General features: G+C 60.5%; 11 protein-coding genes. 5 read left to right on the forward strand and 6 right to left on the reverse strand.

Annotated features, from left to right (window positions below; translation table 11 throughout):
* Window positions 1-265: 265 nt before the first annotated feature.
* Entirely contained in the window at window positions 266-1,477 is a 1,212-nt protein-coding gene (locus tag AB1J88_RS01560) for a pyridoxal phosphate-dependent aminotransferase (protein ID WP_003226761.1), read from the reverse strand.
* A gap of 223 nt (window positions 1,478-1,700) precedes the next feature.
* On the opposite strand from AB1J88_RS01560, the gene msrB reads away from it, so the two are divergent.
* From msrB to AB1J88_RS01575, 3 genes are all read left to right on the forward strand, one after another.
* A complete protein-coding gene (gene msrB, locus AB1J88_RS01565; protein WP_108183397.1) occupies window positions 1,701-2,096 on the forward strand; it encodes a peptide-methionine (R)-S-oxide reductase MsrB in 396 nt (131 codons plus the stop codon).
* Between the two features lie 191 nt (window positions 2,097-2,287).
* The gene (locus AB1J88_RS01570) at window positions 2,288-2,773 is read left to right on the forward strand and encodes a glutathione peroxidase (RefSeq protein WP_027613435.1); all 486 of its coding nucleotides are present in this window, start codon (window positions 2,288-2,290) and stop codon (window positions 2,771-2,773) included.
* Entirely contained in the window at window positions 2,770-3,231 is a 462-nt protein-coding gene (locus tag AB1J88_RS01575; protein ID WP_108183396.1) for a MarR family winged helix-turn-helix transcriptional regulator, read from the forward strand. Before AB1J88_RS01570 ends, AB1J88_RS01575 begins: the two co-directional genes overlap by 4 nt.
* Here AB1J88_RS01575 and AB1J88_RS01580 read toward each other — a convergent pair.
* Window positions 3,215-5,536, reverse strand: a complete 2,322-nt coding sequence (locus AB1J88_RS01580) for a hybrid sensor histidine kinase/response regulator (protein WP_198758824.1) — start codon at window positions 5,534-5,536, stop codon at window positions 3,215-3,217. The genes AB1J88_RS01575 and AB1J88_RS01580 overlap by 17 nt on opposite strands.
* Window positions 5,537-5,701: 165 nt before the next feature.
* Here AB1J88_RS01580 and AB1J88_RS01585 point away from each other — a divergent pair, with 165 nt between their 5' ends.
* Window positions 5,702-6,592 (forward strand): ATP-binding protein, encoded by an 891-nt coding sequence (locus tag AB1J88_RS01585; protein ID WP_430290029.1) that lies wholly within the window; start codon window positions 5,702-5,704, stop codon window positions 6,590-6,592.
* Window positions 6,589-7,071: a GAF domain-containing protein gene (locus tag AB1J88_RS01590; RefSeq protein WP_430290030.1), complete on the forward strand. Its 483-nt coding sequence runs from the start codon at window positions 6,589-6,591 to the stop codon at window positions 7,069-7,071. Before AB1J88_RS01585 ends, AB1J88_RS01590 begins: the two co-directional genes overlap by 4 nt.
* Here the strand turns inward: AB1J88_RS01590 and AB1J88_RS01595 are convergent, their stop codons facing one another.
* From AB1J88_RS01595 to AB1J88_RS01610, 4 genes are all read right to left on the reverse strand, one after another.
* Window positions 7,072-10,017: an HD domain-containing phosphohydrolase gene (locus AB1J88_RS01595; RefSeq protein ID WP_430290031.1), complete on the reverse strand. Its 2,946-nt coding sequence runs from the start codon at window positions 10,015-10,017 to the stop codon at window positions 7,072-7,074.
* Window positions 10,018-10,065: 48 nt separating this feature from the next.
* Window positions 10,066-13,710, reverse strand: coding sequence for a transporter substrate-binding domain-containing protein (locus AB1J88_RS01600; RefSeq protein WP_430290032.1), 3,645 nt, complete (start codon window positions 13,708-13,710; stop codon window positions 10,066-10,068).
* Between the two features lie 8 nt (window positions 13,711-13,718).
* Complete coding sequence (locus tag AB1J88_RS01605; protein WP_041069609.1) at window positions 13,719-14,345, reverse strand: response regulator transcription factor; 627 nt, start codon at window positions 14,343-14,345, stop codon at window positions 13,719-13,721.
* Window positions 14,346-14,692: 347 nt separating this feature from the next.
* Window positions 14,693-16,021: a deoxyguanosinetriphosphate triphosphohydrolase gene (locus AB1J88_RS01610; protein WP_086794306.1), complete on the reverse strand. Its 1,329-nt coding sequence runs from the start codon at window positions 16,019-16,021 to the stop codon at window positions 14,693-14,695.
* Between the last annotated feature and the right edge of the window lie 52 nt (window positions 16,022-16,073).

The raw sequence follows: 16,073 nt of genomic DNA on the forward strand, positions 1-16,073 counted from the left end.
TGCGGGGTATATAAGGTGCGGCACGGGGTGATTCAACTGAGTGACTATTTCAAACTGTGTCCTACAGCGGATTCCGGGGCTGCAGGCCATTGCCCACGACCGAAACCGAAAGGGATGACAGCCAGCCGCCACCCGCCACCACTGCGCCAGAGGCGTGTGGACTATACGAATCGCAAGTGTAGAAGGCCCTGCGAGGCGAGGAGGGCAGAAGTGTTGCTGAATCAGACAGTGCGCAACGTTCGGACCGTTGCGCACTGTCGACCGGTTACTGGCGGTAGGATTTGAGGAAGTTGCCGATACGTCCGATGGCCATCTCGAGGTCGTCGACGCGGGGCAGGGTTACCACGCGGAAGTGATCCGGCCACGGCCAGTTGAATGCCGTGCCTTGCACCACCAGCAGCTTCTCGGAGAGCAGCAGGTCGAGGACGAATTTTTCGTCGTTGTGGATCGGGCAGACCTTCGGGTCGATCCGCGGGAATGCATACAGCGCGCCCATCGGCTTGACGCAGCTGACGCCCGGAATGTCGTTGAGCAACTCCCAGGTACGGTTGCGCTGCTCCAGCAGGCGACCTTGCGGCAGCACCAGATCATTGATGCTCTGATAACCGCCGAGGGCAGTCTGGATCGCGTGCTGGCTCGGCACGTTGGCGCACAGGCGCATGTTGGCCAGCATGTCGATACCTTCGATGTAGCTCTGGGCATTGTGTTTCGGCCCGGAGATGGCGATCCAGCCGGAGCGGAAACCCGCCACGCGGTAGGATTTCGACAGACCGTTGAAGGTCAGGCACAGCAGGTCCGGCGCCAGCGAGGCGGTGCAGATGTGCACGGCATCGTCATAGAGGATCTTGTCGTAGATCTCGTCGGAGAACACCACCAGATTGTGCGCGCGGGCGATTTCCAGCATGCCCAGCAGTACTTCCTTCGAGTACACCGCACCGGTCGGGTTGTTCGGGTTGATGATCACCATGGCCTTGGTGTTCGGCGTGATCTTGGCCTTGATGTCGGCCAGATCCGGGAACCAGTCGGCACCCTCGTCGCACAGGTAGTGAACGGCGTTACCGCCGGCCAGGCTCACGGCGGCGGTCCAGAGCGGGTAGTCCGGGGCCGGTACCAGCACTTCGTCACCGTTGTTGAGCAGCGCCTGCAGCGACATCACGATCAGCTCGGACACGCCGTTGCCCAGGTAGATGTCCTCAATGCCGACACCTTCGACATTCTTTTGCTGGTAGTACTGCATCACCGCTTTACGGGCGCTGAACAGGCCTTTGGAATCGCTGTAGCCTTGGGCGGTCGGCAGATTGCGGATCACGTCCTGGAGAATTTCGTCCGGCGCTTCGAAACCAAACGGTGCCGGGTTGCCGATGTTCAGCTTGAGGATGCGCTGGCCTTCCTCCTCCAGACGTTTGGCGTGCTTGAGCACCGGTCCGCGAATGTCGTAGCAGACGTTGGCGAGCTTGTTCGATTTGCTGAACTGCATGGCGATGTGATCCCGAAAATGAACGATCCAGACGGCGGATGGCCAACCGTACTGGGATTCCTGCGTCTTCGCACAGGCGGAGTCTTGCGCGGTGGCGCCAATAATCCGTTTGAATGCGCCCGGTCTGGCTGCCAGACTGGCGTGTGACGAGGCGCAATCATACGTGCCACCCGATCCGTGGAAAAGGTACAGATCGGGCTTTTTCAGCCGTTGAGGTGTGATGATGGAAAAGTTGGAAAAAACCCTGGAAGAATGGCGTGCGATGCTCGATCCCGAGCAGTACAACGTGTGCCGGCTCAGTGCGACCGAACGGCCGTTCTCCGGCAAATACAACGCCACCAAAACCGACGGCATTTATCATTGCGTCTGCTGCAATGAGCCGCTGTTCGACTCCCAAACCAAATTCGATTCCGGCTGCGGCTGGCCGAGCTTTTACGCGCCGATCGGCGAAAGCGCCATGGCCGAAATCCGCGATACCAGTCACGGCATGATCCGCACCGAGGTCAAATGCGCTCGCTGTGACGCGCATCTGGGCCACGTGTTTCCCGATGGTCCGCCACCGACCGGTCTGCGTTATTGCATTAACTCGGTGTGCCTGAACCTCGAGCCGCGCGATTGAACTGCTCGCTCGACCGGCTGGTTTGATCCACCCTGTAGGAGCTGCCGAAGGCTGCGATCTCTTGATTTTTAAAGATCAAAAGATCGCAGCCTTCGGCAGCTCCTACATGATGGCAACTCAATTAATTAAATTGCACACAATTTAATTGCTCGCTATGTTTGGCCTTTGCCGATAACCCGTGGAGCCGTCTCATGAGCGACAACCTGCTTAATATTCCTGTCACCACCATCAAGGGTGAACAAAAGACCCTGGCCGATTTCGCCGGCAAGGCCGTTCTGGTGGTCAACACCGCCAGCAAATGCGGCTTCACCCCGCAATACAAAGGCCTGGAAGAGCTGTGGCAGACCTACAAGGATCAGGGCCTGGTGGTGCTGGGGTTTCCATGTAATCAGTTCGGCAAGCAGGAGCCAGGCAACGAGGGTGCGATCAGCGAATTCTGTGAGCTGAATTACGGCGTGAGTTTCCCGTTGTTCAAGAAGATCGATGTCAACGGTTCTGATGCGCATCCACTGTTCGTACAGTTGAAAAAACGCGCTCCGGGTCTGCTCGGCTCCGAGGGCATCAAGTGGAATTTCACCAAGTTCCTGATCGGCAAGGATGGGCAACTGGTCAAGCGTTTTGCTCCGACCACCAAGCCGCAGGACATCAGCGGCGAGATCGAAGCCCTGCTCAAATGAACAGCCTGCCCGACGATTCGCTGAAGCTCGACAGTCAGTTGTGCTTCAAGTTGTATGCCGCGTCCCGGGCGGTGATTCGCGCTTACAAGCCGATGCTCGATCAGCTCGGCCTGACGTACCCGCAGTACCTGGTGATGCTGGTGCTGTGGGAGTGGCAGGACAGAGCGCCGGAGCAACCGACGGTCAAGGCCTTGGGCGAGCGTCTGGCGCTGGACTCCGGCACTCTGACGCCGTTGCTCAAGCGGCTTGAGCAATTGCAGTGGGTGCAGCGCCAGCGCTCGACGCGTGACGAGCGTGAAGTGCATCTAAGCCTGACCACCCAGGGCCAGGCGTTGCGCGAGCAGGTCGGGCCGCTCAAGGCCCGATTGTTGTGCGACAGCGGCGTGGATCTTGATCGGCTCAACGATTTGCGTAACGGTCTCGATCACCTGCTGGGGCAGATCAAGGCGCTGACGTAGTCGGAATCCACTGGTCGAGCAGGGCCGCCAGCTCTTCGCGGCGGAACGGCTTGGCCAGATAATCGCTCATGCCGGCGGCACGGCAGCGCTCGCGCTCCTCGGACATGGCGTTGGCGGTCAGTGCCACGATCGGGAGGTGCGGCCAGCGCCCGCTCTGGCGAATCTGCCGGCTCGCTTCGTAGCCGTCCATCACCGGCATGTTGCAGTCCATCAGCACCAGGTCGAACTCATCGTGCTCCAGTTGATCCAGCGCTTCGGCACCGTGGGCGGCGACCACCACGTCGCACCCGAGCTTGCCAAGCATGCCTTTGGCCACCAACTGGTTGACCGGATTGTCCTCCACCAGCAGCACGCGTCCGCGGCGTTGAACCGGCTGGCTTTCCTGCTGCGCATCGTTGTTCGTGGTGATGTCTGCCAGCAGAATGCGCCGCAGGATCTGATACAGCGCGTTGCGTGCCAGTGGTCGGGCCTGTTGCTGCAATGGCGCCAGCGCTGCGGCCTCTTCGCTGGGCATGAAGCTGCCATAAGCGGTCACCACCAGGATCGGCGCGCTGAGGGTCGGGCGCAGACTGAACAGGCATTCCGGGCAATCGGTGATCAGCAGATCGGGTGACAGGCCCAGCAACGGGTCGTCCATGGTGCGCTGTTCATACGTCACGCCCCACACCGGCAGCAATGTTTTGAGCAGTTCCGCCAAGCCGCTGCTGGCCGCGGTGATCGCCAGTACCTTGCCGTGCAGCGGTGGCGGCATGATCGCCCGGGTATGGCACGGCAGCGGCAGGTCGGCACAAAACTGACTGCCGAAACCGGCCTCGGAACTGATGGTCAGTCGACCCTGCATGGCTTCACAGAGATTGTAGGTCAGCGCCAGGCCGAGACCGGTGCCGCCATACTGCCGGGTGATACCGGCGCCCGCCTGGGTGAACGGCTGGAAGATTTTCACCTGGGCTTCCTGGGCGATGCCGATGCCGGTGTCGCAGACCTCGATGCGCACCCCGTCGCCATGGGCCGACAGACGTACATCAACCCGGCCGAAGCGGGTGAACTTCAGGGCATTGGACAACAGGTTGCTGACGATCTGCCGCACCCGGGTCGGATCTCCCAGCACCAGAGCGGGGAAGTGCGGATCGATCAGGCAGGTCAGCTCGACGCTCGGCGCGGCGTTCTGCGACAGCAGGTTGGCGGTATCCTCGATCAGCGAGCCGAGGTCGAACGGAATGTGCTCGAGCTCCAGTTGCCCGGCATCGAACTTGGACAGGTCGAGAATATCGTTGAGCAGCTCCACCAGCACCTTGCCCGAGTCATGGGCAATTGACAGCTGTTGCTGTTGTTCGGCGTTCAGCGGGCCGTCAAGGGACAGAGCGATCATGCCCAGCAGACCGTTGAGCGGGGTGCGGATCTCGTGACTCATGTTGGCAAGGAACGCCGAGCGTGCTTCGGCCATGTCCAGTGCGGTGCTGCGGGCGATCTCCAGTTCTTCGTTGGACTGGCTGAGCCGGGTGTTGATCGCCTTGAGCTCGGCGGTGCGGGCCGAAACGATGTGCTCCAACTGCCCGAGGTAGTCGGTCAGGCGGTTTTCGGCGTTGCGGCGCTGCTGGATTTCCGTGGCGATGTTTTCGAACTGCTGGTTGGCGACTTTGACCAGCACGCCGATCTCGTCATTGGCGTGGCCGGCCGGGCATTCCAGCGTTGTCGGTTCTGCACTGCGTGCGTCGCGCGCACTGAGTTCACGAATCAGCCGTACCAGTGGCTTGGTCAGCATCACGTAGAACAACGCCAGCAGGATCCCGGTGAGGATCAGGCTGCGGGCAAACCCGTTGAGCAGAGTGACTTCGGCGCGGCGCAGGAAACGGCTGCCGAACGCGTACGTGTCGACTTCAAGGCTGAGGATGCCCAATGATTCGTCAGGCAGGTGGTCGAGGTACAGACGGTCTTCGAACTGGCGTTTGGCGCCGAACAGGAAGTCGCTGATCACTCGATAGCCGCTTTGCAGCTCCGGGCGTTTGACGTTGGCCAGCACGTTGCCATTGTTGTCCGTCAGTTGTGCCGAGATGATCGCCGGCGAACGCAACAGGCCCAGAGTCAATTCCTGCGCCAGTTCCGCGTCGATGTTGTAGGCGATCCGCGATGCCGGATTGTGGCTGATTTCCAGCAAAGACAGGATTTCACGGTTGATGGAGGCGTCTTCGCTGGCATAATCGATGCCGATTTGCAGCAGGCTGAGCAGCGTGCCCAGAATGAACCCGACCAGCACAGTGAATCTGGCTTGCTTGTAAGACAGCCGGTGGGTGAATTTGATATCCATGGGGTGTTGAACCACTTCCGTTTCCCTTCGCTGCTCAAGCATAGTCGATCATGTCTGGATACCGAGGTTCCCGAATCGCCTTGTAACAAGGCCTGAGCGGGGATTGAGATCTGTCTGTCGTCGCTGTATCGACATCATCACTGTGAACGTGCCCGAGGAGAAGACGTGGATTCCCGATTGAATGCTTTTCTTGAACGCGCCGAGTCGGTTCTGGCGCGGATCGAACCCTTGCTGCCGGCGCCACGTCCGCTGATCGACTGGGGCACGTGCCTCGCGGCGCGCTGGCAGCGAGACGGGCGTAGCGGGTACTTGCTGCCGCTGGACGTCAGCCTCGACATGCGCCTGTCCGACCTGATCGGTGTCGACCGTCAACTGGAGCAACTGGGCCGCAACACCCAGCAGTTTCTCGACGGCATGCCGGCCAACCATGCGCTGCTCTGGGGTTCGCGCGGTACCGGTAAATCCTCGCTGGTGCGCGCGCTGCTGGCTGAGCACGCCAAGGCCGGCCTGCGTTTGATCGAGATCGAACGCGATCATCTGGCCGACCTGCCGCGCGTGGTCGAGCAGATCGGCAAACTGCCACAGCGCTTCGTGCTGTTTTGCGATGACCTGTCGTTCGAATCCGGCGAAGGCGATTACCGCGTGCTGAAAAGTGTGCTCGACGGCTCGCTCGAGCAGGCCCCGGACAACGTTCTGCTATACGCCACTTCCAATCGCCGCCATCTGGTGCCGGAGAAGGAAAGCGACAACGAAAACTGGAAGCGTGTCGACGGCGAGCTGCACCCGAGTGAGGCGGTGGAAGACAAGATCGCCTTGTCGGACCGTTTCGGTCTGTGGCTGTCGTTTTATCCGTTTACTCAGGAACATTTTCTCAATGTCGTCGAACACTGGATCGGCCAGTTGGCCGCCAAGGCTGGCCTGAGCTGGCAGCGCGACGAACAACTGGACATCCTCGCCGTGCGCTGGGCCACCGGGCGCGGCAATCGCAACGGCCGTTGCGCGTACCAATTCGCCCGTTACTGGGTGGGACTGAAATTGCTGGAGCACAAGGCATGATTGATTTGCAACAAAGCGGCCAGGGCCTCGAAGGCTATGGCATGTTGGCCGCACAACTGGAATCGCTGCTGGCGGACGAGCGCGATTTCATCGCGAATGCCGCGCAGTTTTCGGCGTTTCTGTTCAACCAGCTCGATGACTTGAACTGGGCGGGTTTCTACCTCAATCGCAATGAAGAGCTGGTGCTTGGTCCGTTCCAGGGCCAGATCGCTTGCGTGCGCATTCCGTTCGGGCGCGGCGTGTGTGGCGCCGCGGCGGCCAGTCTGCAGACTCAGCGCGTCGAAGACGTGCATGCTTTCCCCGGCCATATCGCTTGCGACAGCGCTTCCAACAGCGAGTTGGTAGTGCCGTTGGTCAAGGACGGTCGGTTGATCGGCGTACTTGATCTCGACAGCCCGAAACTGGCGCGTTTTGGCATCGACGATCAGGCGGGTATCGAGCAATTGGCGGCGATCTTCCTGCGTCTGACCGACTGCTGATCAGGCACTCAGGCCAGCCTTGCGCAGCAGGCTGGCCGGATCCACCGCATCGATCTGGCGCGGATCGAGAAACCGCGCAGCGTATTGCATGTAAACCCCGTCATTGATGAACAGCGCGAACAGCTCGGCGTCGATGTGCGCCTCGCGGCACATGGTGGCCATGATCGCCAATGCCTCGCTCAGGGTTTTGGCTTTCTTGTACGGCCGGTCTGCGGCCGTCAGCGCCTCGAAAATATCGGCAATCGCCATCATCCGTGCCGGCAGGCTCATGTCTTCGCGTTTCAGGCGCTTTGGATAGCCGCTGCCGTCCATTTTTTCGTGATGCCCGCCGGCGATTTCCGCAACGCTGTCCAGGTGCCCGGGGAAGGGCAGGTGGCTGAGCATCAGGATCGTCTGCACCATGTGGTGATTGATGATGTAGCGCTCTTCGCGAGTCAGCGTGCCCCGGGCAATGCTCAGGTTGTACAGTTCGCCGCGATTGTATTTGTAGCGCGGCACATCCAGTTTGAACCCCCACGGATTGTCTTCCGGAATCAGTTCACTCTCGGCGCGTTCGATCAGGTGTTCGGGCTTGTCCGCCAGCAGTGGCTCGCTGACTGGCAGCGTTGGCGCGGGCGTTTGCGCCTGACGGCGGTTTTCCTCCCATGACACCCCCAGGCGATCATCGAGGGTGCGCATCCAGCGCCGCTCGGCGATGCGCTCAAGGCGCTGCAGATCGGCGGGTGCCATGGCCTCGCCGCCCAGATTGCAGCGGGCAACAAAGGCAAAGTCATCGTCCAGTTGCGTCAGCGCGGCGTCACGCTGTTCGCTCAGTTGCGCCGCGTTGCCGCCGAGCGCCAGCGCCTGCCAATAACTGACCCAGGCGTCGCGCTTGAGCACTTCGAAACGGGTGCGAATTTCGTGGATGCGATCGTTGAGGGTTTCCAGTTTGGTCGCCTTGTCGACGACATATTCGGGTGTGGTGACCTTGCCGCAATCGTGCAGCCAGGCCGCGATGTGCAGGGCTTCCCACTCGTCTTCGCTGGGCTGATAACGCTGAAATGCCGGTGCCTGGCTGGCGGCAGCTGCCTGCGCAAGCATCAGGGTCAATTCCGGCACACGTTGGCAGTGGCCGCCGGTGTAGGGGCTCTTGGCGTCGATGGCGCCGGCCAGTAACTGGATGAACGCATCGAGCAACTGCTTCTGTTTCGCTTGCAGACGCTGACTTTCAATACTCACCGCCGCCGCACCGGACACTGCTTGCAGGAAGGCGATGCGGTCCGGGCGCAGTTTTTCCAGATCCTGAGCGTTGCCGCTGTCGTTGATCAGCAGAATCAACAGGCCGATGGTCTCGTTGTGACGGTTACGCAGTCGGATACCGATCAGGTGGATGCGCGGCGACTGCATGGCCAACAGGACGTTCTGCAAGTCTGCGGCCTGCTCGAAGCCAAGGCTGCTGACCACGTTGTCGGCGTGGATCAGTTGCTGAAACCACGCCGGGCCCTGATCTGCCAGCAGGTCCTGGCCGAGTACGTTGAGCCTGCCCGGCTCCTGCGAAACACCGTCGATCACCAGCCCATAGGGTTCCATCCGGTTGCCGTCGCTTTCGCGCAGATAGATCAACCCTGCCTGGGCCTGGGCGATCTGCACCGTTTCGAACAGCACCCGTTGCAGCAGCGGGGCGAAGCGGGTTTCGGCGCTGAGGCTGTCAGTGATGCGGAAGAAGCTGGCGAGTGTGTCTTTCATGCGCGCCATCGACAGGCTCAACTGGTCGACTTCCAGCACCGGCGAGCGGCGGGTGACCGGAAAATTGAAATCGAAACTGCGGATCGCGTCGGCTTCCTTGACCAGCGCGTGCAACGGTTTGACCAGAATCCGCGAGATCAGCCAGCCCAGCGGCAGGCACAGCAGCAAGATCGCGAGGGTGATCAGCGCGCCTTGCCAGCGCATGCGGTAGGCGTCGGCCAGCAGTTCGTCCTCCGGCACCAGCAGGGCCATCTGCAAACCTTTCGGCCCACCTTCCTGCAGGTTGCTGCGGGCGACGATCCAGTGGCGCCCATTGACGTCGAGCCGTTTACCCTGATGGGGCGCGGACAGCAACGCGTGCAGGTTCGGGCTCAGGTCGGCGGCCTTGGCCAGGCGCGCGCTGCGGTCGTCGACAATCAGCCGGCGGCTATCGGGATAGGCCACCGCATTGCCATCGGCATCGAACAACACGATTTCGGTGGAGGGGGTGACGACATGCTTGAGCAAGGTGGCGGAAAGTGCTTCAAGGGTCAGGTCGGCACCGATGACGGAGTCTGCGCTGCTGCGACGGGCGAGCGTGGTGCCCACATTGTGCGTGGAGAAAAATACATAGGGCTCAGTGGTGATCTGGTCACCCTGTTGCAGGGCGTTGATGTACCAGTTGCGGGTACGCGGGTCGTAGCGGTCGTCGGAATTGACGTCGCGCCCCACCGGCGCCAGTGTCTGATCGAAGAACAGTGACTGCGACGATACGGTACCGCTGGCGTCGTGCTCGATGCTCCAGACCTGATAGACCGCGGTCGGCGGCGCCTTGAGCAGGGTTTTAAGGGCGTTGGTACGCAAGGGGCGAACCATGAAGAAGTCGCCGTTGCCGTACCCCAGATACAGCGACGCGAGATCGCTGTTGTCCTTGAGTGACTGAGTGAACGGCTTGAGTAGCGCCAGACGCTGCTGCAGGTTCGAAGCGTCGGCTGCCTGATCGTTGGCCAGAAGGCTCAGCAGGTGCCGGATCGGTTCGTAAGTTGAATGCAGGTCCAGGCGCACGTCCTGTTCGATGCGGTTGAACAGGTTTTCACTGCTCGACAGGATGATCCGGGTGGTCTGGCGATAATTGAACAACCCCAGCACAACGCCTGTCAGCAACAGCAGGAAGGTGAACATGACGCTGATGTGCACGTGCAACGGGAATCGGCGTTGATCCGGGCGCAGTGGGCTGGGCATTGCTGACTCTCCATTGAAGTAAACACACTGCTCAGCGTCCAAGCATAGTTAAGGCTCGCCCAGTGTGCCTTCTTCTAAAGGTTCCAGTTGTCGCTGCAATGCCTGCTCCAGTTCGACAATCGCTGCGTCGGTGGCCTCGGTGCAGCGCACGATGGTCGCCAGCGAGGTTGTCTGCAGGCAGGCTTGTTCCAGCGCATCGCAACAGGCAATCAGGCGCGAGGCCTGGGCGATCCGGGCGGCACCCTTGATCTTGTGTGCCACGACCGCCAATGCTTCACGGTCATTGTGCGGCGCCAGGGCCAGAAGCTCCTCGCGATCCAGACGGCTACTCTTTAGCAGTTGCGTGAGCAGGCGCCGGGCTTGCTGCGGATTGCCACCGGTCAACTGATTCAGGCCCTGAAGATTGAACGCCGGCCCCGGCGATGCCGGTCGTAACCCGTTGACCCAATGGTTCAGGGCGCTGAGGCTCAAGGGTTTGAACAGGCAGTCATTCATGCCAGCCTGTTTGCAGCGCTTGACCTCTTCGGGCTGGGCATTGGCCGTGAAGCCCAGCACCGTACAAGGTGCGCGGCCGGTGCGCCGTTCCTGTTGGCGGATGGCCTCGGTCAGTTCATAGCCGTTCATCACTGGCATGTTGCAGTCGGCGATGACCAGATCGAATTCGCCGGCCTGCCAGACTGCAAATGCGCTTCGCCCCTCTTCGGCAACACTGAAACGATGACCGAGGAATTCCAGCTGCTGGCACAGCAGCAGGCGGTTGGCCGGATGGTCATCAACCACCAGAATGTTCAACGGTGTCGCAGACGGGGCGATCGGCTGTGCGGTTTTCGCTACGGTGGCCTTGCACGGCAGCGTCTGCAACGGCAACGACAGGCAGACCTGGGTGCCGATCCCGGGCTGACTGCTCAACTGCAGTTGACCGCCCATCATTTCACAGAGGTTGCGGCTGATGACCAGCCCCAGGCCCGCACCGCTGCGAGCCTGTTGCCGACCACTGTTGGCCTGGGAAAACGGTTCGAACAGGCGTTGTTGATCTTCGGTGCTGATTCCGACTCCGGTGTCGTGAATGGTCAGTTGGATCAGGGAATACACGCCCGCGTCGTTGGGTCGTACGTCCAGCGCGATGCGCACTTGTCCGCGTTCGGTGAATTTGATGGCGTTGCTGATCAGGTTCGACAGGACTTGCTTGAAGCGCAACGGATCCAGCTCCACGTCGACGGCGAGTCCGGGAGGATTGACCGTCAGGGGCAAGGCGAGGTTTTTCTGGCGGGCCAGACCGTCGAAAATTCTGACCACTGACGCCACGGTTTCGACCAGATTGACCCGCTCGGGGCTCAGACTCAGGTGCCCGGACTCGATTCGTGCGATATCGAGGATGTCGCCGATCAGGCCCAGCAGATCCTTGGCCGAACAGTAAGCGGTTTCGATGGATGAGCGATCCGGTGCCTGATCGCTCATGCGCTCGAGCGTCAGTTCAAGCATGCCGATGATGGCATTCATCGGCGTACGGATTTCGTGGCTCATGGTCGCCAGAAAGGTGCTTTTGGCGCGGTTGGCGTTGTCCGCCTGCTCCTTGGCCGTGCGCAGCTCATCGAACAATTGGCGACGTTCACTGATGTCGATCCAGCCACCGATGATCCCTTGTACTTCGCCGCTGGAGTCGCGGTACGGCAGGATCCAGTGATAGATCGTCAGGCGCCGGCCACCGATGTGCAGCGCACGGTCGAGCAGCAGCGGCGTCCCTTCGGCCACCACCCGTTGGTAATCCGCCTGGAAGGCCTGGGCTTCGAAGGCATTGCTCAGGGTGCCCTGCATGACACTTTTGCCGATCACATCTTCGCGTTTGGCGTTGAAGGCTTCCAGATAGCTGTCGTTGCAGCTTTGCAGCAGACCCCGGCGGTCACGCACGTAGATCGGGTGAGGGGTGCCGTTGACCAGCGAGCGCATGAATTCGAACTGATCGTTGAGCGCGCGCTCGGCGGCCTGACGTTGCTTGATCTGGCGACGCATGTAGGCGTTCCAGAGCAGTGACAGCAACAGCAGCAGGCATGCCGCCCCGATCAGTTGGTAAAACAGGCGCTGGTATTGATGCCAGTTGCTTTGCGCGGCATTGGAAAAACCGCGCCAGCGGCTGTTGATGACGCCCAGTTCTTCGGGGCTGATGCTCAGCAGCGCTTTGTCGAGGATCGAGCTCAGCTCGCGGTTGTCACGCGCCGTGGCCAGCGAGAAGGCGGCCTGGCGAGTGCCCAGGGTCGTGGTGATCTGCAACTGATGTTCGAAGATCCGCGACGAGATCAGGTAATTGGCGATGACCAGTGAGGTGACCGCGCCATCGGCCCTGCCTTCAGCGAGCAATGTCGCGGCGCCGAAGGTGTCCGAGGTTTCGGTCAGGCGGATATCGGGAAACTCGCGGCGCAGGTAATCGGTCATGGGGCTGCCCTGGGCAATCGCCAGGTATTTGCCCCTGAGCTGAGCCGGATGCGTCGGGCTGTCGGGGGATTTGCGGGTCAGCAGGACGAAGGAGTTTTCCAGATAGGGGCGACTGAATTGCAGGGTCTTTTCCCGCTGCGGGCTGGGAAGCAGCGCCGCGATCAGATCGGCCCGATGCTGATTGATCTGCTCCACCATGTCGCCGTCGCTGCGGCTGCGCACCAGTTCGAAGCGCATGCCGGTGCGCAAGCGCAGCAGCTCAAGCAGGTCTGCGGTAATGCCGCGCAGATTGCCATCGCTGTCGAAGAACGTCAGCGGGGCGAACGCTTCGTTCACCACCACACGCAGCACCGGGTGCTGTTTGAGCCATTGCTCTTCGTGATGGGTCAGTTGCAGCTTCTGGTCGGTCAGCAGAATGTCGCTGCCGGCGCTCCAGCGCTTGGCGATGCTGTCCCGTTCACTGGTCGGTATGGCCTGTAGCACGGCGTTGATGATGGCCAGCAGTTGCGGGTTTTCGGCGTGTACGGCAAAACTGAAACCGTGGGCTTCCTGTTTGCCGAAATTGGCCATGCGGATGTTGTTCAGATAGCCCTTGTTGATCATGTAGTGGGTGGAAATGGTATCGCCCAGAAACACGTCGGCCTGATCAAACGCCACCGCGTTGATTGCGTTTTGGTAGGACGGATAGGAAGTCAGGATGGCCTTGGGATACAGCGCCCGGACCTCGTCCTGGGGCAGATAGTGATAGACCATGCTCAGGCGCAGACCGGCCAGTCCCTGGGTGAGCGTGCGGGATTCGTCTTCACGGGTGACCAGTACCGGCTGATCGATGGCGTAGGGCGTTGAAAGCAGGATGTCAGCGTCACTGGCTTCGAAACCGTTGGCGGTACCGAGCATGTCGACCTGACCGGCTTTCAATGCGCGCAAGGCGGCTTCCCGTGAGGCAAAGCGCTGGACCCGCACTGGCAGTCCGCTGGCCTGTTCGAGGAGGCCGGCGTAATCGGCGGTAAATCCTTCGTAATCGCGACCGCTGGCCGTCATGTCGAACGGCGGATAATCCGGTGCGGAAGTGCCCAGTATCAGTTCGCTGCGCGTCTGCAGCCATTGTCGCTGTGCAGGCTCCAGTGTCACGGACAGTGCTTCATGACCCGAACGGCTGCGCAGCACATACTCTTGCGCCGTAACGAGGTCGGCATGGCTCTGAGTCGCCAGGCACAGGCTCGCACACAAGAGGGCAAGATAGATCTTTAAACGACTGGGCATTCGGGCTCTCACACTAGTGCGTTGCGTTTGGCCATCTCGATAAGTTCCACCAGCGACCTGGCTTTCAGTTTCTGCATCAGGCGTTTTTTATAGGTACTGACAGTCTTGTTACTGAGAAACATGCCTTTGGCAATTTCCTTGTTGGTGCGCCCTTGGGCAAATAACTGCAGAACCATGAGTTCCCGGTCATTGACGGACTTGAATAACTCCAGTTCGGCATAACGCACATCATCGCTGCGCACCGGATTCAACGCCTGGCTGGGGAAATAGTTGTAACCGGAAAGTACCGCCTTGATCGCACTGACCAGTTCGCTCAAGTCTTCTTCCTTGCACACATAACCGGATGCGCCGGACTGCATGCAGCGAATGCCGAACAGGGTCGGGCATTGTGCGGTCAGCACCAGGGTCTTGAGCGGAGTCCCCATGGCGTTGAAACGGGCGAGGACTTCCAGGCCGTCGAGTTTGGGAATGCTGATATCAAGGATGATCAGGTCGGGCATGCATTCGCGGACCATCTGCATGGCATCGACCCCGTTATCGGTTTCGCCGACGACCTTGTAACCTTCATGCTCGAGCAGCATCCGAACGGCAAGCCGGATGACGGGGTGATCATCGACAATAAAAACGGAGTTCATAATCAAATCCCATACGTGCGCGAATAAAGCGCGCACCTTAGCTCAGATAAATGAGCGGCCGCATGAACTCCCACGGCTCTAGCAGCGATATAGGATAAGTCCTACACACTAAAGGGAAAGCGACTACGATCAAACTCAGTGTCGCGTAAGGAAGTGTTTAGGTTATTTGTTTATCTGAATGTTGTAAGTTGCTTGTAGAGTATTGAACAAGCAGGATTTGTCCGGGCTTTTTTGAGTGTTAAACAAATGACCTGTGGAAGTCACAAGTATCGCGCACTGTTGCGCCGGTTCAATAGACCATGCACTCAACCGGGCAGTCATGGCGACCCGGTGAGCGCGGTGTTCTGTCAGTGGCTGGAGCGTCCGGTCATCTCCAGCGCCATGTCGCTGGCGTAGCTGTCGGTCATCCCGGCGATGAAGTCGATCATGCGCAGAAACGAAGTGTGCAACGGGCCATGGGGATCCGGCGCATTGTTGCCCAGCAGATCGAGGATGCGTCGGCTCTTGAACGACGGCGTGCGGCCGCCATGTTGCTCCAGCGCGGCGCCGCAGAACGCGTTGAGGAGAATTTCCAGGGTGGTGTAGGCGCCGATTTCATGCAGCGTCTTGCGCTTGTCCTGAAAAATCTTCTTGCGCGCAATGTCCTTGGCATTCAGCACGCAGCGTTTGGCCGGGCCGTGCATGTGTTCCACCAGGTCGCCGTGCAGAGTGCCTGCCAGCAATGCGTCCTGTTGTTCGACGAACGCCCTGGCGGCGGCGTTGGTCAAGTGCTCGATGGCCTTGCCGCGCAGGATCGCCAGTTTGCGTCGACGCGAATCCTGCGGGCCGAGCTGGCGATAGGTTTCCGGCAGATCGTCTCCCACCAGGCCGAGCAGCAGCGATTCAACCTCCGTGTACTCCAGCAGTTCCATTTCCAGGCCGTCTTCGAGGTCGATCAGCGCATAGCAAATGTCGTCAGCCGCTTCCATCAGGTATACCAGCGGGTGCCGCGCCCAGCGTTGGTCTTCCAGTTGTGGCAGGCCGAGCTTGTGGGCGATCTGCTCCAGCAGTGGCAGTTCGCTCTGATAACAGCCGAACTTGTGCTTCTTGTAGCCCAGCGAGTCGGCGTGACGTGCGGTCCACGGGTACTTCAGATAGGTGCCGAGGGTGGCGTAAGTGAGGCGGGTGCCACCGTCGAACTGGTGATACTCAAGCTGAGTCAGCACCCGAAAGCCCTGCGCGTTGCCTTCGAAATTGAGGAAGTCACCGCGCTCGGCTTCGCTCATGCCGTCGAGCCAGCCGCGCCCGGCGGCTTGCTGGAACCAGTGACGAATGGCGTCTTCACCAGAGTGGCCGAACGGCGGGTTGCCGATGTCATGGGCCAGGCAGGCCGATTGCACGACCATGCCCAGATCGCTCGGATCGCACCAGTCGGGCAGGGCACTGCGCAAGGTTTCGCCGACGCGCATGCCCAGCGAGCGGCCGACGCAGCTGACTTCCAGCGAGTGGGTCAGACGGGTGTGGATATGGTCGTTACTCGATACCGGATGCACCTGGGTCTTGCGCCCCAGGCGGCGGAAGGCGCCGGAGAAGATGATGCGGTCGTGGTCTTTGTGGAACGGGCTACGGCCCAACTCTTGCGGGCTGTGCAGCGGTTTTCCAAGGCGTTCGCGGTTGAGCAGGGTCTGCCAATCCAAGGCTGGTTCTCTCCGTCGGTGACTGGGATGACTGTTGCCCTAGCTTCCCGGT

This window comes from Pseudomonas sp. S8 (genome assembly GCF_050473925.1).
In the GTDB taxonomy this organism is placed as follows: Bacteria; Pseudomonadota; Gammaproteobacteria; order Pseudomonadales; family Pseudomonadaceae; genus Aquipseudomonas; species Aquipseudomonas parakoreensis.